Below are 19,923 nucleotides of genomic sequence, written 5' to 3' on the forward strand. Positions count from 1 at the left end.
CATAGAGGAGCGCGTTGCGCTATGATTGAAAAAGTCCTTATTGCCAATCGCGGCGAGATTGCCCTGCGTGTACACCGTGCGTGTCAGGAAATGGGCATCAAAACCGTGGCCATCCACTCTGAAGCCGACGCTGACGCCATGCATGTGCGTCTGGCCGATGAAAGCGTGTGTGTGGGCCCGCCCCCAGCCGGGCGCAGCTATCTGTCTGTTCCTTCGATCATCGCTGCAGCGGAGATCACCGGGGCCCAGGCCATTCACCCCGGTTATGGCTTCTTGTCTGAGAATGCACGCTTTGCCGAGATCGTCGAAGCCCATGGCTTGATCTTTATCGGACCAAAGCCAGAAACCATCCGGTTGATGGGCGATAAAATCACCGCCAAACAGGCCGCGATGGAAGCCGGTATTCCGGTCGTTCCCGGCTCTGATGGGGCCATCACCGACATGGATGAGGCGCGTAAAGTCGCCACTGAAATCGGCTTTCCGGTGCTGATCAAAGCGGCCTCTGGCGGCGGCGGTCGCGGGATGAAAGTCGCCAATACGGCCGATGATCTGGAGCAGGCGCTGCAAACGGCCTCTGCCGAAGCCCAAGCGGCCTTTGGTGATGGGGCGGTCTATATCGAGAAATATCTCGGTCGTCCGCGCCATATCGAGATCCAGGTGCTGGCCGATTCCCATGGCAATGTCGTGCATTTGGGCGAGCGTGATTGCTCCTTGCAACGGCGCCACCAGAAAGTCCTGGAAGAAGCCGGTTCGCCGGCCCTTACCGCCGCTGAGCGTGACCGGATTGGTGAGGTTGTACGTGAAGCGGTCGCCAAGATCGGCTATCGTGGTGCCGGTACGATTGAGTTTCTCTATGAAAACGGCGAGTTCTATTTCATTGAAATGAACACCCGTCTTCAGGTGGAACACCCTGTGACCGAAGCCATCACCGGGATTGACCTGGTGCGTGAGCAGATCTTGGTTGCAGCCGGTGAAAAGCTGAGCTTTACTCAAGCCGATGTGACCTTTGAAGGCCACGCGATCGAATGCCGGATCAATGCGGAAAATCCACGCACCTTTACGCCTTCACCGGGCAAGGTGACGAATTTCCACGCCCCTGGCGGTCTGGGTGTGCGTTTGGATTCAGCGCTTTATTCGGGTTATTCCATCCCGCCCTATTATGACAGCTTGATTGGTAAGCTGATCGTTCATGGGCGCACACGCGATGAAGCCTTGCTGCGTCTTCGCCGCGCGCTTCAAGAAATGGTTGTGGATGGCATTGAAACCACCATTCCATTATTCTTGGACTTATTGAATGAATCTGCTTTCCTAAGCGGTGATTATCACATCCGCTGGTTGGAAGAGTGGCTCTCCAAAACGGCGGAGTAGTCTTAGGAGCCTTTGATGCGGGGGTTCGGCGTTCGTGAACTGCTGACCTGTTATACACGTGGCGTGTTTCCCATGGCCGAAGCACGCCACGACCCGCGCATCTATCTGCTTGATCCTGATGAGCGCGGCATCATCCCCTTGGATGAACATTTTCACATTTCGCGGCGGTTAAAACGTACCGTCAAGCAAGACCGTTTTCACATCACGATCAATCGCTGCTTTGCCACTGTGGTGGAGGGCTGCGCGACCCCGCAACCGGGCCGTGAAGACACCTGGATCAATGATCACATCCTCAATCTCTATATCGAGATGCATGAGCAGGGCTTTGCCCATAGCTTAGAGGTTTGGCACGATCAGCGCCTGGCGGGCGGGCTCTATGGCGTCTGTGTGGGTGGGGCCTTTTTTGGTGAGAGCATGTTCTCGAAAGTGCGCGATGCCAGCAAAGTGGCTCTGGTCCATCTGGTCGCGCGCTTGAAGGCGGGGGGGTATTCGCTGCTCGATGCGCAATTTACCACCGACCACTTGGAGACCTTTGGCGCACAAGTCATCAGCCGGGCGGACTATAAAGCCCGCCTTGCCGTTTCAACGGAAGAACACGCAGATTTCTTTGCCTGGCCTGAAGGGGCGAGCGGGGCTCAAGCCCTACAATCCATCACCCAAACATCATAGATCGGGTGCTCCAGCGCGTGCAGCGCCGGATTTGAAGCAAACATCCAGCCGGAAAAGATTTTTTCGCCATCGGCTTCAATGCCGAACCCATCGGTGCGCCGGTCTTTGACTTCCATGAAGACAAAAACTTCCGGAATTTCTTCAGGGGGACGTTTACGGCAATATTGCACGGTGATTTCCAGCGCGCCAAATTGTACCGGCTCACCCACATTGGCTTCAAAATCACGCGTGCGGGCCGTCACTTTATCCAGCCCGCGCAGGATTGCCACCCGGCCGGGTTGAGAGCTAGGCCCGTTGCGTTCAACACCCTCTAAGGCATCAGGGTCACGCCAAACCGGGACTTGAGGCTCGCTCTCGACGCTCTGGCCCTCTTGCGTAGGCTCAGCCGTCTCAAGGCGGGTTTCTTCATTGCCCGATGATTGTGCGGGATAATAGCCAGAGCGCGGATCAATCAGCGGACCGGTTTCTTCGCCATTTACAATCGTTACATCATCATCGCTGTTGGCTTGCGGCTCAGCGATTGGCTCTTCAAGGGGTTGCGCAATGCCCTCTTGCGCCCCGGACAAGCTGGCCGGTGCCAAAGCAAAGCCAGCACTGGATAAGCCCAGCGCCGCAACCAGCGCCAAGCTGGAAAAAGCTGAAGTCAATGCCGATGCCATGGCGATCTCTCCCCCGCGTCCAGATCCGATCTATCTGGCTATTATAGCCAAAGTATGACGATAGATCCGGGCTTGGCCAGTTTATTCCGCGTCTGTCGTGCTGCGCGCGCTATCATCCTGCGCGCTCGATCCGTCCTCTGATCCGCCTGAGGCGCGGTTCATCACCGCTTCCCCGATTAGGCTGAAAATATCGACCGCGCCTTGGGTGTATTGAATTTCACCGCCCTCGATGAGGGCTTCTTCCAACCCGCCGGGCTCAATCTCAACAAAAGCGCCGCCGAGCAAACCGTTGGAGGCAATGCGGGCACTGGAATCTTCAGGGATCTCAATCCCGCCATCCAGACGCATCACCGCGCGCGCCAGATAGGTCTGTTGATCGAGCTCAATCGCGCTGACCGTGCCCACGGGCACACCGGCCACGCGCACATCGGCCCCACGGGTCAAACCGCCAATGGTGGAAAAGCGCGCAGACAGCGTATAGCCGTCCGCACTCTGACCGGTGGACAAGTTCGATCCGGCATAGAACAGAAAAAACCCGGCTGCGGCGAGCACCCCGGCCCCGATCAGCGTTTCGACAAGGGCACTGGCACGCATGGACTTAAGCCTCTTCCGGGTTCCAGGATTCGTAATCGGCCTTCGCGCCCTGGCGTTGACGCGAAGAGGCCAAAGACCCCGTCGGACGATAAGCGTGTAAAGTACCGGTCAAATTGGGCTGGTGATCTTTTTCCCAGGCCTGACGCAATAAGGGCGCTTCGGTTGGGGGATGCTCAAAAGTGTGATGCAGCCAGCCATGCCATTCGGTCGGCACGCGTGAAGCATCCGCATAGCCTTTATAGATCACCCAGCGTCGGCGCACGCTGTCCGCGCCAGAGCCCTGCCCGTCGCGTTCTTGATAGTATTTATTGCCGAACTCATCCTCGCCCACAAATTCACCGCGCTTGGCGATGGTGAAGAGTGCACCAGGGGTGGCGTCTTGCCACCAGCAAAAGATCTTTCCAATGAAGCCGAGCATGGGCGCGACATCCTTCTGTTTTTAGGGGCGGACTATGCCCTCAGATCACGCGCAGGTCCAGTGACCCACACGCATTTCCTGCCGCTTTGCTGCACTTGCCCGCGCGGCTGCATATCGCGTGCAACAGGTTTCGTGATTCTGGCGAAGACAGGTATGCTTCTTTAGTGATTCTCTACAAGATCTCTTATGGAGCGGTTATGCCTCAGTCCCAAGATATTCGCGCACGCCTGACCCGGGATGGATTGTCGGCCTTTGATGCGGCGGATTTCCTGGCCCGCCCCTTGCCGCTCAGCGATCACGATGATGAAGATAGCGACCAAGACGGCGCGATGATGGCCGCGCCGCGCGCCTGGCCCGCCTGCGCCATGCAAGGCCTGGTCGCTTTGTGTCAACTTACCCCTGAGGATGCGCCCTATGATGGCGCAGTGCTGATCACCCAGGGCCTGTCACGCCTGATGGATGGGTTTACGGGCGCAACGGCCGCGTTAGCCACGCAAGAGCTGGCCGCCAGTGTCATCGCGCGCGAGGCTGCCCCTGTCGGTGCCCTATGGCGCGGCGAGGCCCGCCTGCCCGCCAAGCGCGTTGAACGTCATGAGCTGGAAACAGGCCCCGACCTCATCCAACGTATTCAGACCCATGCCATGGCCGATGCCGCCCAGGATGTGGGCAATCGCATTTTGCGTGACCGCCTGGAAGCGGTGGCGCTGGCGTGCGTGAATTGTGATGGCAGTGACGGCGAATGCTTTGATCCACGTCGCAACCGCGCGCTGGCGCGTGCAATCCGCGCCGCCCGCCGTGAAGGGGTCGCTGATAGCTTGATCGAGCGCGCAATCGCGCGCGCGCGCCAAGGCATTATTGATCCCGAGGCAGGGCTTGGCTGGGTCCCTGAAGCCCCCACCAAGTCTGAACTGCACCTGCCCTATGCCCTGTTTGATGGCGATGGCGCGCCTGAAGCTTTGCCCAATGGACAAAGCTTGAAACGCTTTATGAGCGATCTTAAAGAATGCCTGTGGAGCCATGGGGCCCCGGCGCTGATCTTCCACCCGGAAGACCGCTTAAATGCGGGTGCGGTCTTGAACCTCGCGCCTTTCATCACCGCCGAGGGTCTGGATGAAGACGGGCTTTCCCATGCCGCTCAGCTTTGGGGACAAGCCTTAAACACGCTGGAAGATCGCCCAGCCCTGGCGCTCGCCAATCTGGGCGCGGCGTTGACGCTGGCAAATTTTGCCTATGACAGTGATGATGCGCGTCATTTCGCGCGCACTTTAGTCGCCATTGTGCGGGAAGCCTCGCGCGCCCCGGTTATGCTTTATCAAGGTGAGGATGCAGGTCTCAACGCCTTCTTGGGCTTGGAAAGCTGGGGCGTCCATGCCTTGTCGTCCATCGCCCAGACGAACGCTGAGGGCCAGCGCAGCCTCAGCGCTTGTGTCGAAACCGCCCTCCACCATGCCGGGCTCAGCGCCGAGCAGATTGAAGCCGCGCGCCTCTATGCCCTGGGGCATAATAGCCTTGATGGGTTGCAAGCTGATTGGCTAAGTGCGCTAGAGCGTCTGGGCCTTTCTGAGCGTCACCTCATCCAGATCAACGCCATGATCAGCGAAGGCGCGCCGGTGCGCCATGCCTTTAACCGCTGGACGATCAGCGAAGACATCTGGCAGCGTTGCGGGCTTACCAGCGATCAGATTGAAAGCGTTGGCCCGGCCCTGTTAGAGGCCTTCGGCGTTAGCCCGCTCGACATCGAAACGGCAGAGCGCTGGGCCCATGGCGCAGGGCGTTTGGATGAATGCCCGCAGCTTGATTTCAGCCTGCGTGCCCTCTTTGCTGAACCCAGCGTCGAAGCCGCGATGGCCATGGCCCAAGCGGTGGAAACCGCGCTGGAAGGTGATGCAGGCCTTAGCCTCACCCTGCCTGGGCGTATCAGCATGGACGATATCGGTGATCTGGTGGCCTCTGCCGCGCGCCGCGGTCTTCGCAGCCTTAAAGTTCGCCGTGAAGGTGAGGATCTCTATGATCTACTCAACACCGTCGAATATGAAAGCGGTGATTTTGGCCGCAAAGGGATCACCACCGAGCGGGTCGTCGAGAAAGTCGTCGAGAAATATATCGAGCGTCCGGCCGCGCGCCGCAAACTGCCCGATCGGCGCAAGGGCTATATCCAGAAAGCCACCGTTGGGGGTCATAAAGTCTATCTCCATACCGGTGAGTTTGATGATGGGGAGCTGGGCGAGATTTTCATCGACATGCATAAGGAAGGCGCAGCCTTCCGCTCGCTGATGAATAATTTCGCGATCTCCATCTCCATCGGTCTGCAATATGGCGTACCCTTGGAAGAATATGTCGATGCCTATGTCTTCACCCGCTTTGAACCGGCCGGGCCTGTTGAGGGCAATGACAAGATCAAAACCGCGACCTCCATTCTCGATTATCTCTTCCGCGAGCTGGGTGTCTCCTATCTGGAACGCGAAGACCTCGCCGAACATGATGCCCATGATGGCCGCGATCTAGCCGGTCTGGGCCGCGGGGTGGAGAAAGAAAAGCTCCTCAATCAGGACGCCACAAAGCTCATCTCCAAGGGCTTCTCGCGCGGGCAACTGCCCGACAATGTCGTGATGCTCGCCGATCCGCGCCGGGCACGCGCCGTCAATGCGCGCGAAGATGATGACGATTATCAAGGCGAGGATGAGGACGAAACCGGCCCAGCCTTTACCAGCGTTACGACAAGCAATGTCCAGCCCCTCACCCGCCCCCAATCGCGCGATTATGCCGGTGATCCCTGCCCGGAATGCGGCCACTTCACCCTCATCGAAGAGGGCAGCCAGCATCATTGCGAGGCGTGCGACTGGAAAGGTGATCTTTAATGTGACCCTTGAAAGCTTAGGGCCATTGGCGCGAGGCGTGTAATAGTCGTAGAATTCGCAATCCCGCCGCGCTTTGAATATAAACCGCAATATAATTTGTGCGGATAATCAATTCTCGTGTGCCCTCAACGCGTCCGGGTCGGCCTTGATCTGGAAAATCGCGAAGCTGGTCCGACGCCGCTTCAATATCGCCCTGCAAGGCCAAGGCAGCATCAAGATTATCAAGGGCAATATAATCAAGAATGGCAAAAAGATCAGTCTGCGCGTGACGCGACCAAATAATTTTAGTCATGGTTAGGGGGAGTTAGGCGCGAACGCGCCGCCGCCATAAACTCATCATGATCACGATCCCCCGTCTCATCGTGTAAAGCTTCATGAACTTTATCGCGAAACCAGCGATCATAGGCAACAGGATCACTCGTTAACCCAACCGGCAACCCCCCTTCGGCGACAACACGGGTCAGCAAAATACGCACCGCATCCGATAAGGTTAAACCCATATCCGCCAAAACCGCGTGAGCGCGACTTTTCAAGTGATTATCGACACGTACATGCAGCATGCTGGTTTGTGTTGGCATTTCGAAACTCCTTTGCCTTATATTGCCTCTCAATTGAGATACGCGCAAGGGGCGGCATCGAACTTGCTCTGAGCCATAGCAATTATCAGTTTTGGGGTGCAGCATGCCTATTATGAAACAGATTTTACTCGCTTTGGTTTTTTGGGGTGTAGGGCTGGGCACAGCACACGCCCAGAACGCCAGCGAGATTGCGCGGATTCAGGCCGGGCAATCGTGTGCTGGATGTAATCTGTTTCAGGCCGATCTCAGCTATCACGACCTTCCCAATATTGATGTCTCAGGCGCGCGTCTGCGCCAGGCCGATTTGAGCCTTTCGACCATGAATGGCGCACGCTTTGTGGGGACCAATCTATCCGTGGCCAATTTGTTTGGCGCACGCTTTACCAACGCCAACTTCCGCAATGCCAATCTGGATGGCGCGAATTTGGTAGGGGCCTATTTTGGCGGTGCAGACTTCACAGGCGCGCATTTTGTAGGGGCCAATCTTTCTGGGGCGGAAATGGGCGCTGCACACGGCCTCACCCAAACTCAGCTCAATTCTGCCTGTGGTGACAGCTCCACTGAACTGCCCGCAGGGCTACACATAACACCCTGTCACTAATTGGTGCTCAAGACTTACTGTAATTTAAGTCGGCTTTTGCCTTCAGGCCCGGTATCAATATATCCATGATGATTGGAGTCTTAGTTCTAGCCGCTGTTTTGACAGGTGAAGGTGTGGGCCCCACGGGCGAAGCGCATATGCGCACCGTCAGCTATGCCAGTGCTGCAAGTTCTACCGGTGGCCCCCATCGCCGCTTGGTGATTGGCGGCGATTGCCAGGGCTGTGACTTTGCCGCTCAAAACCTGGCCGGTGCCCGTATCGAAGATGGCCGCTTTCAAGGCGCGAATTTTTCTGACGCCGCCATGATGGAAGCGCGCTTTAATGACGTCAATCTGACCGGCGTCAATATGAGCGATGTGCAGCTTTCCCAAGCCCGTTTTAATGATGTGAATTTTACTGGGGCTCACCTTCGCGGCACGCGCTTTGCCAATGCTGTTTTCGTCCATGTTGATCTGTCGGGCAGCAATTTGGACGAGACTTTCTTTGTTGGTGGAGTATTGCGCCATGTGCGCGCCAATAATGCCTCGATACGCTCGGCGCAGTGGATCAATACCTCCGTTGAACATGGCGAGTTTCAGCGCTCTGACCTACGTGAAAGCGACATGACCGGCTTTCGTGCCGACACGATCGATTTTACCCAATCGGATATGCGCGGGGTCAATCTGACCGGTGCCCGCTTTGCCAATGTCGACTTCACCGATGCCGATTTGCGCGATGTTGTAGGCTTTGAACATGCTGAATTCATCAATGTTTGCGCAACGGATAAGTTTTCGATTTTACGGCGCTATGTCGATGAAAGCTGCAATCGCCAAACTGTCGACACACAACATGATCACGAGACGGAGAGCCCCGAACACGAGCAGGAAACACACCGCAATCATGATATTCGCGTCTATGTTCGCGAGGAACGCCTGCGCACCTTAGAAGCCGAGCGCGAGCAAATTCGTATTGCCCGCCTGGCCTTTGAAGAAGCCCTGCGCAATCTTGAACAGACCGAGTTTTCCCCGCGCCGCGGCGGCAGCGAAACCCTGGATGCGGCGCGCCACGGAGTTCAAGATGCGGCTGAAGCTCTCGCTGACGCGGAAATTGACCTGAATGCCCGCTTAGAAGCAGCCCGCCAAAACGCTATCGAAGAAAGCGAATGGGAAAGCGAATTGGAATTCGTTCAATCACGTGAACGCAACAGCCACAAAATTGAACCCCCAACCTATATCATTCCACCCGCCCCGCCGGTACCGGCCAGTGAAGTGCCGCCCCTGCCTGAATTGCGCGCAGAAGAGAGCAATCAAGACATTGCCGCGCAAATCCGCCAGATGGTGCGTGAGCGCACCCGTCAAGTCCGCGAACAGGCCGCGCAAAGCGCCCAACGTTCACGAGAGCAAGCGCGTGAAGATGCCCGTTTGTCGCGGGAAGCCGCGCGTGAAGCCGCCGGGGAAGCCCGCGCCGCTATTGTGGAACAACGCCGCCAAGAAACCGCCCAGCGTCTTCGCGAGAACGCCCCCCTGCGCATGAATATGGGCGGCGTGCAGATGTTTGCCACTGAAGATGGCTTTGAAATGCGCGCTGGCGATGTCGTGATGCAATTTGATAGCGAAGGTGGGTTTATCCGCGAGGGCGACAATGAGTTTTTGAGCATCACCCCGCCTGCGCCCCCAAACAATAGTGAGGCTCCAGAGGTTCCAGAGGTTCCAGAGCGCCCAGAACCGCGCCCTTAAAGATCAAGCGCGCGCGGCACTCATCAGCCTTGATATTGAGATGACACAAAAAACGGCCCTCATGAGAGAGCCGTTTTTTTGTTCACGCCATAAAAGGGCTTAGGCCTTTTTGTCCTGAGGGATCACTGTGCGCAGATGCAACTCTTTTAATTGAGCCGGTTGCGCAGGTGCAGGCGCATTCATCATCAAATCACGCGCCTGTTGATCTTTCGGGAACATCACGACTTCGCGCAGGTTTTCAACATCGGCCAGGATCATCACAATCCGGTCAACGCCTGGTGCAATACCAGCGTGCGGCGGCGCGCCATAGCGGAAGGCATTGAGCATGCCGCCGAAGGCTTCTTCCACAACTTCAGGGCCATAACCCGCGATTTCAAAGGCTTTCAGCATCACATCCGGGCGGTGGTTCCGCACCGCGCCGGAGGACAGCTCAATCCCGTTACACACAATGTCATATTGGAAGGCGCGCATTGCCAAAATCTCTTCGGTGTTGGACGGGTCCAACGCCATGAAGTGATCCATATCGTATTGCGGCATAGAGAAGGGGTTGTGCGAGAAATCGACCTTCTTATTGTCCTCATCCCATTCATACATCGGGAAGTCGACAATCCAGCAGAATTTGAAAATGTCTTTTTCATAAAGATCAAGCTCTTGGCCGACGACATTGCGCGCGCGCCCGGCAAAGCTGGCGAAATCTTTCGGCAAACCGGCCGCGAAGAAGACCGCATCACCGTCATGAAGGCCCAGCTGAGTACGAATCGCCTCGGTCCGCTCCTCACCAATGTTTTTCGCAATCGGGCCAGCGCCTTCCAGCTTGCCTTCAGCTTCGCGGAAGAAGATATAGCCCAGACCGGGCTGGCCTTCTTTTTGCGCCCAGGCATTCATGCGGTCACAGAAGGCGCGGCTGCCGCCCTTCGGTGCTGGGATGGCCCAAACCTCAACCTTGGGGTTCTTTTCGATCATGCCTGCGAAGACTTTAAAGCCTGAGCCGGCAAAATGCTCGGTCACCGCTTCCATCACGATCGGGTTGCGCAGATCGGGCTTATCAGAGCCATATTTGCGCATCGCATCTTCATAGGTGATGCGCGGGAATGGCGCAGGCGTCACCGTTTTGCCATTGGCAAACTCTTCGAACACGCCCTGCATCACCGGCTCAATCACCGAGAACACATCTTCCTGGGTGGCAAAGCTCATTTCCATATCGAGCTGATAGAACTCACCCGGCGCACGGTCGGCGCGCGCATCTTCATCGCGAAAGCAGGGCGCGATCTGGAAATAGCGATCAAAGCCAGAGACCATGATCAACTGCTTGAACTGCTGGGGGGCCTGGGGCAGCGCATAGAAGGACCCTGGGTGCAAACGCGAAGGCACCAGGAAGTCGCGCGCGCCTTCAGGCGAAGACGCCGTCAAGATCGGGGTCTGATATTCGGTAAAATTCTCATCCTGCATCCGACGACGCAGAGAATCGATGATTTTAGAGCGCAAAACGATCCGCTTGTGCAGGCTTTCACGGCGTAAATCCAAGAAGCGGTTCTTCAAACGCACTTCTTCAGACCATTCTGGCTCACCAAAGACCGGCAATGGCAATTCCTGGGCTTCAGACTGAACCTCAAAGCTTTCAATGCGCACTTCAATCGCACCCGTGTCGAGGTTTTCATTGACCGCTTCACCATCGCGCGCCACGACCTTACCCGTTATCGTGATAACGCTTTCAACGCGCATGCGCTCAATACGCTCAAAGTCGGAAAACTCTGGCTCTACAACACATTGGGTCAGACCATAATGGTCACGAAGGTCCACAAATAACAGACCACCATGGTCGCGTTTGCGGTGGATCCATCCAGAAATACGCACGGTTTCGCCGACATGGGCTGAGCGTAATTCTCCACAAGTATGGGTACGATAAACGTGCATGAGCGTGAGTTCCGTCGACAGGTGTCAGGCCAGAGAAAAAGGTTTCCCGCGAAAAGGCGACGGAATGGCCATAAAGTCAAGGTGAGCACAGTAGTCCACCCCCCAATGAGTGCAGTTGCCCCCCCTATGCGCCCCGTCTCAGCCATAGGCGATGGCCAGCAAAATCCCGTCAGCGGCACGTCATGCGGTATGGGGGCGAGAATCCTCACATGAGTTTCATTTTAAGACGTGAGTAAAAACTTACTTTTTGCCCTTGACCTCCATCTTCCCCCTCGCTATACCCAAGATGTGAGTGATTGCTCACTTACTAACTTGAAAGGGACAGATTATGAGTGACATGCCTATTACCCGCCCACCGGCAAAACCCGTAACCCCCGATGCCAGCCCGGCCAAGGCCCGCGTTGAACGCGCCGCTTTGCAGTTGTTTGCCCAACAAGGCGTCGATCGGGTTTCGATCAAGCAAATTGCCTATGGTGCCAATTTGTCTGAGGGCGCGATGTATCGCCATTATCGCAGCAAGGATGAGCTGGCGCGCGCCATGTTCGAAGCCGTTCACAAGCGCTTGTTCGAGCTGGTCACCGCCGCCATGGCCAAGGCCACCAGTTTTGAAGGCGCATTAGAAGGCGTCATCCGGGTCTTCTGTGAGGAAGCCGATAAGGATGAAGTGCTGTTTGCGTACTATTTGGGTCATGTAGACCGTTTTGCGGGCACCCATCACCCCGATCGTCCAGATCCGGTGAGCGCGATGATGATGCGCGTCAAAGCCGCCATGGATGACGGCCTGATCCCGCAGGGCGATCCTGAAGTTAAAACCGCCATGGCCCTGGGTGTGGTCATGCAATTGGCCACCCATCGTATGCTGGGCCGCGTTAAAGCCCGGATGTGCGATCACATCCACACCATGACCAAAGGCGCGATGGCCGTTTTACAAACGGCCTAAGCCCTCACCTCTCCCCATATCTCCACACTGATGAGCGAAAGGTCCACCCCATGCGTGCGATCCTGTTTCAACTGGCCTATTATAGTGTCTCGATTGTTTATGCGCTGATGTGCTTCATCGCTGCGCTGCTGCCCGGTCGCTGGCTGCTCTCGCGCCTCATTCAGGCCTACAGCTTGACCATGGTGGGCGTGATGCGAGTGTTCGGCGGCATCCAGATCGAAGTGCGCGGCCAGGCCCATCTACCCCAAGGCCCGGCGCTGATCGGAGCCAAGCATCAAAGCTGGGGCGATGGCTATGTAATGAGCGCGCTGATCCCTGATTTGGGCTTTGTCTGCGGCGATCATCTGGCCCGCATCCCCTTGATTGGCCATATCCTGCGCAAGCTGGGCGCAGTGGTCGTCAATAATTGCGGCGGCGATCATGCCCGCGCCACGATGGATGATGCCATCACCCGCTTTGCCCGTGAAGAGCGCCATTTGCTGATCTATCCGGAAGGGCATCTGTCCGCCGTGGGGGAAAGCCATCGCTATCGCAAGGGCATCTGGCATCTCTATCAGGCGCTGAACCGGCCTTGCGTGCCTGTAGCGACCAATTTAGGCCTGGCCTGGCCCCAGCAAAGCTGGACCAAATATCCCGGTAAAGTCGTCGTTGAGTTTTTAGACCCCATCGCGCCGGGCCTGGATAAAGACAGCTTCATGGCTGAGCTGGAAACCCGCATTGAAACGCGCACCCGCGCCTTGATCGAAGAAGGCCTTGGCCAAACCCGCTATGCCCGTCACTATGGTCATTTACGCCAAGACCAGACGCGCCCATCACGCCCCCTGATCGAAGGAGATTGGGCATGAGTTCATCCTTTCCCCTGCGCCGGTTTGCGCCCCTATTGGGCGCGCAAACCCTGGGCGCGCTGAACGATAATCTGTTTCGCTATGCCCTGGTGACGCTGGCAACTTTTGAAGGCCTGACCATTTTGGACCTAGATCGCCAGGTCATGGTGCCCATCGCGGCCACCGCCCTGACCTTGCCGATCTTCCTCTTCTCCGCCGTGGCCGGCCAGGTGGCCGACCGTTGGGACCGCATGGCGATTTTACGCATCACCAAACTGGCCGAGATTGTCTTGATGACGCTCGCCGCCCTCGCCTTCTGGCTCAATTCTGCCTGGCTGTTGCTGGGGACATTATTTGCCATGGGCGTACAATCGGCCTTCTTCATTCCCGCCCGCTCTGCGGCTATGCCCAGCCTGCTCCAGGGTAGAGCCCTCATCCGCGGCAATGCAATGATGAGCGGCGCGGTCAATATGGCGATTTTGATTGGCGCGGGTCTGGGCACCGGCCTGGTGCGTCAAGATCAAGGCCCGCTGATCATTGGCGCGATTTTGATCCTAGTTGGCGTGCTGGGCTGGGCTTCGATACGCGCGGGCGCGCCGCTGCCCGTCAGTGATCCCAGCTTGAAAGTCCGCTGGAATATTATCGGTGAAACCGCACGCCAATTGCGCTTTGCCTATCAGGCCAAGCCCGTGTTTCGCGCCTTGTTAGGGGTGGCCTGGTTCTGGATGCTGGCCGCAGCCATCGTGACCCTTTTGCCGCTCTATTGCGCTGAAGTCCTGGGCGCGGATGAGACTGTGGTGTTGGTTTTCAGCGCGCTTTTCACCGTATGTGCCGCCCTGGGCGCGATCATTTGCGGCGCGCTGGCGCGTCATGAAGATAGCCTTTTGTTGTCCTTGATTGGTGCGGTGGGCCTGATCGCCTTCCCGCTGGACATTATGATCACCGGCTGGGGGCAAAGTGCTGGCGAAACGCTCATTGGGGCCAAAGCCTTCTTCACCGATCCGGCCCATTGGCGCATCACCTTTGATCTGGCTATGGCCGCGATCTGCACCGGGCTTTATGTGGTGCCCTTACAAGCCATGGCTCAACGCCGCGCTGATCCGGAAAAACGCGCGCGCCTGCTCGCCGCAGGCAGTATTCTCTACGCCGCTTCGGCCAGTCTGGGCCAATTCGTGCTCGCCGGGCTCAACCTCGCCCATCTGCCGTTGCAAGGCGCCTTCGGCTTCATCGCCCTGGGCAGTTTAGCGGTGGCGCTTTTCATGGCGTGGCGCATGAGCTTGCGTCACACGCCCATTCAGTCGGGGAAATTGCAGTAATCATCTTCATGTGCTCTCGCCAAATCGCTTCAGTGCGAGTAAATCGGATTCCATGGATTTTATCACAACGACCGAGGCCTTGCGTGAGGCCTGTGCGAAGCTCTCGCAAGAAGACTTCGTTGCCATTGATACCGAATTTATGCGCGAGAGCACCTTCTGGCCGCAATTGTGCTTGATTCAAGCCGCCGGGGGCGAAACCGAAGTGTTGATCGACCCGATGGCCAACGGGATCGACCTCGCCCCCTTCTTTGCACTGTTGCGCGATGAAAAGGTGATGAAGGTTTTCCACGCCTGTCGCCAGGATTTAGAGATTTTCTATCATCTGGGCGGGGGCGTAATCCCCAAGCCACTGTTCGACACCCAGATTGCCGCCATGGCCGTGGGTCTTGGCGATAGCATCTCGTATGACAATCTGGTGCGTGCGCGCTTGGATCTCGATCTGGATAAAGGCCCGCGCTTTACCGACTGGTCGCGCCGACCCTTAAGCCAGGGCCAGCTGGGCTATGCGCTCAATGATGTGACGCATTTGCGTGATCTCTATCCCGGTCTGCGCGCCGATCTCGACAAGAAAAATCGCAGCGAATGGCTGGTCGAGGAAATGCGCGTGCTGACCACGCCCGCCACCTATGAGATGCAGCCCGAAGACGCCTGGAAGCGGCTGAAATTGCGCAAAACCTCACCGCGTTGGCTCGCCGCCTTGAAGGCCGCTGCGGCCTGGCGTGAAAGCGAAGCGCAAAACCGTGACATCCCGCGCAACCGCATCATCAAAGATGATGGCCTTTACGAACTGGCCCATGCCGCCCCGCAAAGCCTGGAGGCGCTCAGCGGTCTTCGCGCCGTGCCCAAGGGCTTTGAACGCTCCAAACCGGCAGAGCGTTTGGTCGCGATGATGAAAGAGGCTTTGGCCGATCCCAAAGCCTATGCGCCGCAAGTGGAAAAATCGCTGCCCCCGCCCAATAATCTGGGCCCGGTGATTGAGATGTTGAAAGTCTATCTGCGCGTGGTGGCCGAACAGGCCGATGTGGCCCCGCGCCTGATCGCAACCGTGCCGGATCTGGAAAAACTGGCCGCCGATGATAATGCCGATATCCAGGCCATGACCGGCTGGCGGCGGAAATTATTTGGCGAACCTGCGCTGCGTTTAAAGCGCGGGGAGCTGGCACTGGTCCTCGAAAAGGGCCAGGTCGAGGCCGTCGAACTGGAATAAAATAAGCCCCGCTTATAAAGCGGGGCTTTTTCGACGCACCTACCGGGGACTAATAAGCGCGTTGTAGGATCTCGATACCATCTTGTGGGCTGCGGCAGGGCACTTCAAACCGGGCGACATCGCCGGGGCCTTGCTGATCGTGAACCTCACCGTCTTCCAGCTCAAAACGCTCGCCATAAAAGGCCGCCTCCATGGCGCTAATAATGATGACCGAAGCCCCCGTCGTCATCTCCATCCGGCTATCCAAAGCGCCATACCAGGTCGAAACCTCACCATGGTTACGATCCGCCTCGCCAACCGCAAACGCGACATAAGGCGCACCTGGGGCCAAGGTGATCGGCAAATCACTGTCCCCATAGGACCCGATATTTACATCGATCAAAACACGATGACCGCGGTCATAGCCTTCATTCGAAACTGGGGCACAAACTTCCAGGAAGTCACGGCTCAGCACGCTATCATTGGCCCCCACCAACCATTGATGATCACGCAGATCGACATCCTCGTGTCGGTCATAGTCATGATCGCCATCGCGTAATTCATCCACACCCCGTGACAAGGCTTCACCGGTTTCTTCCAGACCATGAGAGAGCGCATCACCCGCTTCACGCGCGCCGCGCTCTAGCCCTTCAATAACCGGGGTAGTGTTGATCTCTTCGGCTTTTGAAAACCAGCCATTAATACGTGCGTAGTGAAAGGCATATAAAAGCCCAACCCCAATCACGATCAGTAAAATAATGACAAAAATTGCCCGAAAGAATGCCGACACGATCGCCCTCCTCACCCAGATTGATCTTCATAAGAACAACGCCAGATGACGAAAAAGGTTTCTTCGGCTTCAAACTTTATTCTGAAGGCGGAGCAACAATTTCCGCCCCATTGCGCGGTAAGGCTTTGACATAAATATCCATTTGCGGGAAAGGGATCTCTATTCCCGCCTCATGCAAGCCATCCCAGATCGCCAGATATACATCACTGCGCACATTGGCCTGACCGGCTTCGGGATCGGTAATCCAGAAGCGCAGATCAAAATCGACCGAGCTATCGCCAAACCCCATCAAATTGCAGACCGGGGTTTTATCTTTGTACACACGCTTGACACTTAAAGCAGCCTCAATGGCGATGGCCTGCACCGCGCGCAAATCACGGGTATTATACGCCACGCCAAAGGGAGCATGCAGACGCACTTGCTTATCCGAATGGGACCAATTGGTGACACCCTCGGCGATGAATTGCTCGTTCGGGATCAGCATTTCAGTGCCATCCCGGGTGCGCACCGCGACATAGCGCGACTTCATTTCCGTGACCCAGCCAAAAACACCACCCACTTCAATGGTATCGCCGGGCTTAATGGATTTATCGGCCAGCAAGGTGAAACCCGCGGCAAAGTTCGCCACGGTTTTTTGAAGGCCCAGCCCCACCCCGATACCAACCGCACCGGAGAAAATCGCCAAAGTCGCCAGATTGAAGCCCGTCATCTGCAAGGCGATTAACAATGCGACCACGGGCAACAAGACGCCCAGAACCTTGGAAATCATGGCGCGGAAGGCCGGGGACAATTCCTCGGTATGTTCCAGCTGGCGATCAATCGCGCGCCCGGCAAAGGAGGCCGCCCAGAACAGAACACCGAAATAGATAATCGTGCGCAGGACATCAAACAGGCTGAGATCAACCGCCTCACCATCAGGCGTTTGTCCCAAAGGAATGGCCAGGGTTTGCAGCTGGAAGATCACATCATCCAGCAGGCCAAAGACATCCAGCGCCGCAACCGGCCAAGCGATATAAAAGGCGACATTCGACCAGAATTTAGACCGGATCACCAAGGTCACGGCGCGAATGATCAGCCAGGCCGTCATCAGACTGATCGCGGCATCTAAAAAGTGATGGGCTTGATCAAGGCTGCCCATCACCACACGAATACCGGCCAAAAAGGCCAGCAAGGCCACAGGGGTCGCCAAGGCGAAACCGGCCGACGCCAGACGACGGATCACCCCGGTCTGATTGACCATATTGGTGCGATTATAGATGAAGGTGCGTAGCTTAGGCCCAAAGACCACCGCCGGGATCAACGCCCCAAAAATCAGGCACAGCTGAACCGCATTATTAACGGTAAACATGGCCTCAAAAATCTGATGGGCCAGGCTCAGCGCCTGCTCCTCCAAAGTATCCAGGGGAATAAGCTCGTCCAGAGCAGAGCCCGCATTGGGATCGGTTGGCGTGGTCATCAGATAAATCCTAAGCTTCGCCGTGAGCTTAGTCTGATTTTGCGCGCCCCTCTAGTGGGTAAGTGAGGGGCATGCCTGTCGCCCCGGACTTGAGCGGGGGCCATGTCGGAAGGTTTGAACCTAGGTCTCGATGCGTAAAATATACGGCACGCTCACGGCATGGATGCCAGATCAAGTCTGGCATGACTGAGGAAGAGTGCGCTCCCCTGTTTACGGGGGAGCTGTCAGCGAAGCTGACTGAGGGGGCATGGAAGCCAAGAAGGTTATGCTGCACATGTTCTCATACTGTCATCCCGGACGAACGACAGTGAGATCCGGTATCTGTTGAAGTAACCATCAAGGTTCATAGATCCCCGATCAAGTCGGGGATGACAAAGTCGGCCCGAAGGGTCGCAAGGACGACCGTCCGCCCGCAGCGCAGCGAGGACATAATAACAAGAAACGCGGCCCCGGACTTGATCCGGGGTCCATCGACCCCGAAGGGTCGCAAGCGCGAATGTCCTCAAGTAGCCGACAGGCGATAGGACAAATAAAAAGCGTCCGCCCCCAGTGAAGCGAGGATTTGTCTAAGAAAAACGCCCCCTCCGGTCCTATCGGGCCACCTCCCCCGCCTTGCAGGGGAGGACAATGCTCTATTAGAGCGTAAACTGTCATCCCGGCCCAGCAATAGCGAAGAGCCGGTATCTGTTGAAGTAACCATCAAGGTTCATAGATCCCGGATCAAGTCCGGGATGACAGGCTGAATTCAAAACAAAAAAGGCCCCGGATTTAATCCGGGGCCGCAGACTGCTGACAAACCCCTGGCCTTTGCCGGGGGTTTTTGATTCATTGGTTTCATGTTGAAGAAACCCTCCCCCCAGCAGACCGCTTTTGAGCTGGTCAGTCTCGAGAGTTTGGTTCCCAGCGATCACTTGCTTCGCAAGATCGACGCGGTGATCGACTTTTCGTTCATCCATGATCGCGTTGCGGGACTTTACTGCCCCGACAATGGCCGTCCGCCGCTGGATCCGACGCTGATGTTCAAGGCTTTGTTCATCGGTTATCTGTTTGGCATCCGCTCGGAGCGCCAGCTGGTTCGAGAGATAGAAGTCAACGTGGCTTATCGGTGGTTCCTGCGGCTGAATCTGAGCGACAAGGTGTTCGATGCCTCGACGCTGAGCCAGAACCGGCGGCGGCGTTACAACGACGCGAGCGTGGCCCAGGACATCTTCGACCATATCGTGAGCCAGGCGATCACCCACAAGCTTGTCGACGGCACGGTGCTCTATACGGATTCCACGCATCTGAAGGCGAATGCCAACAAGGGCAAATACGATCTGGCCCAGATCGAGAAGTCCCGTGTCGACTATTGGGCGGATCTGGACAAGGCCATCGAGGCGGAGCGCAATCTGCACGGCCAGAAGCCGCTGAAGGAGAAGGTCCGGGAGCCGCAAGTGAAGGAGACCAAGGTCAGCTGCACCGATCCCGACAGCGGCTACATGGTGCGCGAGGGCAAGCCCAAGGGCTTCTTCTATCTCGATCACCGCACGGTGGACGGTCGGCTGGGGATCGTCACGGACACCTTTGCCACACCGGCCAATGTGCATGACAGCATCGTTTATCTCTCCCGGCTGGATCGCCAGCGCCAGCGCTTCGACTTCAACGTGAAGGCGGTTGGGCTTGATGCGGGCTACGCCACAGCGGGCATCGCCAAGGGGCTGGAGGAGCGGGACATTCTGGGGGTGACCGGTTACCGCAGGCCAGCCCCGCCGAAGTCTGGCATGATGCGCAAGTCAACCTTCACCTATGAGGAGCAGGCCGACGGCTATCGCTGCCCGCAAGGCCAGTTGCTGACCTATGCGACTACGGATCGCAACGGCTACAAGCACTACCGCTCCGATCCGGCCATTTGCAGAACCTGCCCGCTTCTGGCCTCTTGTACCTCCAATGCGAAAGCGGAACGGACCCTGACCCGCCATGTCTGGCAGGACGCCCGCGAGCGGACCGATGCCCATCGCCTGACGCCCTGGGGCAAGGCTATCTACAAACGCCGAAAGG

Annotated in this window: 18 protein-coding genes; 10 read left to right on the forward strand and 8 right to left on the reverse strand. The window is 57.1% G+C overall.

The genetic code is table 11. The features are described from left to right. Positions 1-21: 21 nt before the first annotated feature. Together accC and aat are read left to right on the forward strand one after the other, a co-directional pair. Positions 22-1,368 (forward strand): acetyl-CoA carboxylase biotin carboxylase subunit, encoded by a 1,347-nt coding sequence (gene accC / locus H151_RS0111960; protein ID WP_019961904.1) that lies wholly within the window; start codon positions 22-24, stop codon positions 1,366-1,368. Positions 1,369-1,383: 15 nt separating this feature from the next. Next, entirely contained in the window at positions 1,384-2,037 is a 654-nt protein-coding gene (aat, locus tag H151_RS0111965) for a leucyl/phenylalanyl-tRNA--protein transferase (RefSeq protein WP_019961905.1), read from the forward strand. Here the strand turns inward: aat and H151_RS17380 are convergent. From H151_RS17380 to H151_RS0111980, 3 genes are all read right to left on the reverse strand, one after another. Further along, positions 2,004-2,696 carry a DUF2155 domain-containing protein gene (locus tag H151_RS17380; RefSeq protein ID WP_019961906.1) on the reverse strand — a complete coding sequence of 231 codons (693 nt, stop codon included), beginning with the start codon at positions 2,694-2,696 and terminating at the stop codon, positions 2,004-2,006. The genes aat and H151_RS17380 overlap by 34 nt on opposite strands. Before the next feature lie 81 nt (positions 2,697-2,777). Then, the gene (gene mlaD / locus H151_RS0111975) at positions 2,778-3,290 is read right to left on the reverse strand and encodes an outer membrane lipid asymmetry maintenance protein MlaD (protein ID WP_019961907.1); all 513 of its coding nucleotides are present in this window, start codon (positions 3,288-3,290) and stop codon (positions 2,778-2,780) included. A gap of 4 nt (positions 3,291-3,294) precedes the next feature. Continuing rightward, positions 3,295-3,708 (reverse strand): NADH:ubiquinone oxidoreductase subunit NDUFA12, encoded by a 414-nt coding sequence (locus H151_RS0111980; protein ID WP_019961908.1) that lies wholly within the window; start codon positions 3,706-3,708, stop codon positions 3,295-3,297. Positions 3,709-3,905: 197 nt separating this feature from the next. On the opposite strand from H151_RS0111980, the gene H151_RS17180 reads away from it, so the two are divergent. Next, positions 3,906-6,566 (forward strand): TSCPD domain-containing protein, encoded by a 2,661-nt coding sequence (locus tag H151_RS17180; protein WP_019961909.1) that lies wholly within the window; start codon positions 3,906-3,908, stop codon positions 6,564-6,566. A gap of 16 nt (positions 6,567-6,582) precedes the next feature. Here the strand turns inward: H151_RS17180 and H151_RS0111990 are convergent, their stop codons facing one another. Continuing rightward, positions 6,583-6,858, reverse strand: a complete 276-nt coding sequence (locus H151_RS0111990; protein WP_019961910.1) for a type II toxin-antitoxin system RelE/ParE family toxin — start codon at positions 6,856-6,858, stop codon at positions 6,583-6,585. After that, on the reverse strand, positions 6,851-7,144 hold the full coding sequence (locus H151_RS0111995; protein WP_019961911.1) for a type II toxin-antitoxin system RelB/DinJ family antitoxin: 294 nt from the start codon (positions 7,142-7,144) through the stop codon (positions 6,851-6,853). The genes H151_RS0111990 and H151_RS0111995 overlap by 8 nt, the downstream gene beginning before the upstream one ends. 103 nt (positions 7,145-7,247) lie before the next feature. Here H151_RS0111995 and H151_RS0112000 point away from each other — a divergent pair, with 103 nt between their 5' ends. After that, positions 7,248-7,745 carry a pentapeptide repeat-containing protein gene (locus H151_RS0112000; RefSeq protein ID WP_019961912.1) on the forward strand — a complete coding sequence of 166 codons (498 nt, stop codon included), beginning with the start codon at positions 7,248-7,250 and terminating at the stop codon, positions 7,743-7,745. Positions 7,746-7,810: 65 nt separating this feature from the next. Beyond that, positions 7,811-9,460: a pentapeptide repeat-containing protein gene (locus H151_RS0112005; protein WP_019961913.1), complete on the forward strand. Its 1,650-nt coding sequence runs from the start codon at positions 7,811-7,813 to the stop codon at positions 9,458-9,460. 99 nt (positions 9,461-9,559) lie between these two features. Here the strand turns inward: H151_RS0112005 and aspS are convergent, their stop codons facing one another. Further along, complete coding sequence (gene aspS / locus H151_RS0112010; protein WP_019961914.1) at positions 9,560-11,374, reverse strand: aspartate--tRNA ligase; 1,815 nt, start codon at positions 11,372-11,374, stop codon at positions 9,560-9,562. 328 nt (positions 11,375-11,702) lie between these two features. Here aspS and H151_RS16340 point away from each other — a divergent pair, with 328 nt between their 5' ends. The 4 genes from H151_RS16340 to rnd are packed head-to-tail and all read left to right on the forward strand — an operon-like array spanning position 11,703 to position 15,661. Continuing rightward, positions 11,703-12,314: a TetR/AcrR family transcriptional regulator gene (locus tag H151_RS16340; RefSeq protein ID WP_019961915.1), complete on the forward strand. Its 612-nt coding sequence runs from the start codon at positions 11,703-11,705 to the stop codon at positions 12,312-12,314. 50 nt (positions 12,315-12,364) lie between these two features. After that, positions 12,365-13,159: a lysophospholipid acyltransferase family protein gene (locus H151_RS16345; protein WP_019961916.1), complete on the forward strand. Its 795-nt coding sequence runs from the start codon at positions 12,365-12,367 to the stop codon at positions 13,157-13,159. After that, positions 13,156-14,454: an MFS transporter gene (locus H151_RS0112025; RefSeq protein ID WP_019961917.1), complete on the forward strand. Its 1,299-nt coding sequence runs from the start codon at positions 13,156-13,158 to the stop codon at positions 14,452-14,454. The genes H151_RS16345 and H151_RS0112025 overlap by 4 nt, the downstream gene beginning before the upstream one ends. 52 nt (positions 14,455-14,506) lie before the next feature. Then, positions 14,507-15,661, forward strand: a complete 1,155-nt coding sequence (gene rnd, locus H151_RS0112030) for a ribonuclease D (protein ID WP_019961918.1) — start codon at positions 14,507-14,509, stop codon at positions 15,659-15,661. A 49-nt stretch (positions 15,662-15,710) separates the two neighbouring features. Here the strand turns inward: rnd and H151_RS0112035 are convergent, their stop codons facing one another. Together H151_RS0112035 and H151_RS0112040 are read right to left on the reverse strand one after the other, a co-directional pair. Then, positions 15,711-16,430: a hypothetical protein gene (locus tag H151_RS0112035; RefSeq protein ID WP_019961919.1), complete on the reverse strand. Its 720-nt coding sequence runs from the start codon at positions 16,428-16,430 to the stop codon at positions 15,711-15,713. A gap of 76 nt (positions 16,431-16,506) precedes the next feature. Further along, positions 16,507-17,886 carry a mechanosensitive ion channel family protein gene (locus H151_RS0112040; protein WP_019961920.1) on the reverse strand — a complete coding sequence of 460 codons (1,380 nt, stop codon included), beginning with the start codon at positions 17,884-17,886 and terminating at the stop codon, positions 16,507-16,509. Positions 17,887-18,722: 836 nt separating this feature from the next. Here H151_RS0112040 and H151_RS0112045 point away from each other — a divergent pair. Continuing rightward, on the forward strand, positions 18,723-19,923 hold a 1,201-nt coding region (locus H151_RS0112045; protein WP_019961579.1), incomplete at its 3' end, for an IS1182 family transposase.

The sequence above is a fragment of the Woodsholea maritima DSM 17123 genome, from assembly GCF_000382325.1.
Classification (GTDB): domain Bacteria; phylum Pseudomonadota; class Alphaproteobacteria; order Caulobacterales; family Maricaulaceae; genus Woodsholea; species Woodsholea maritima.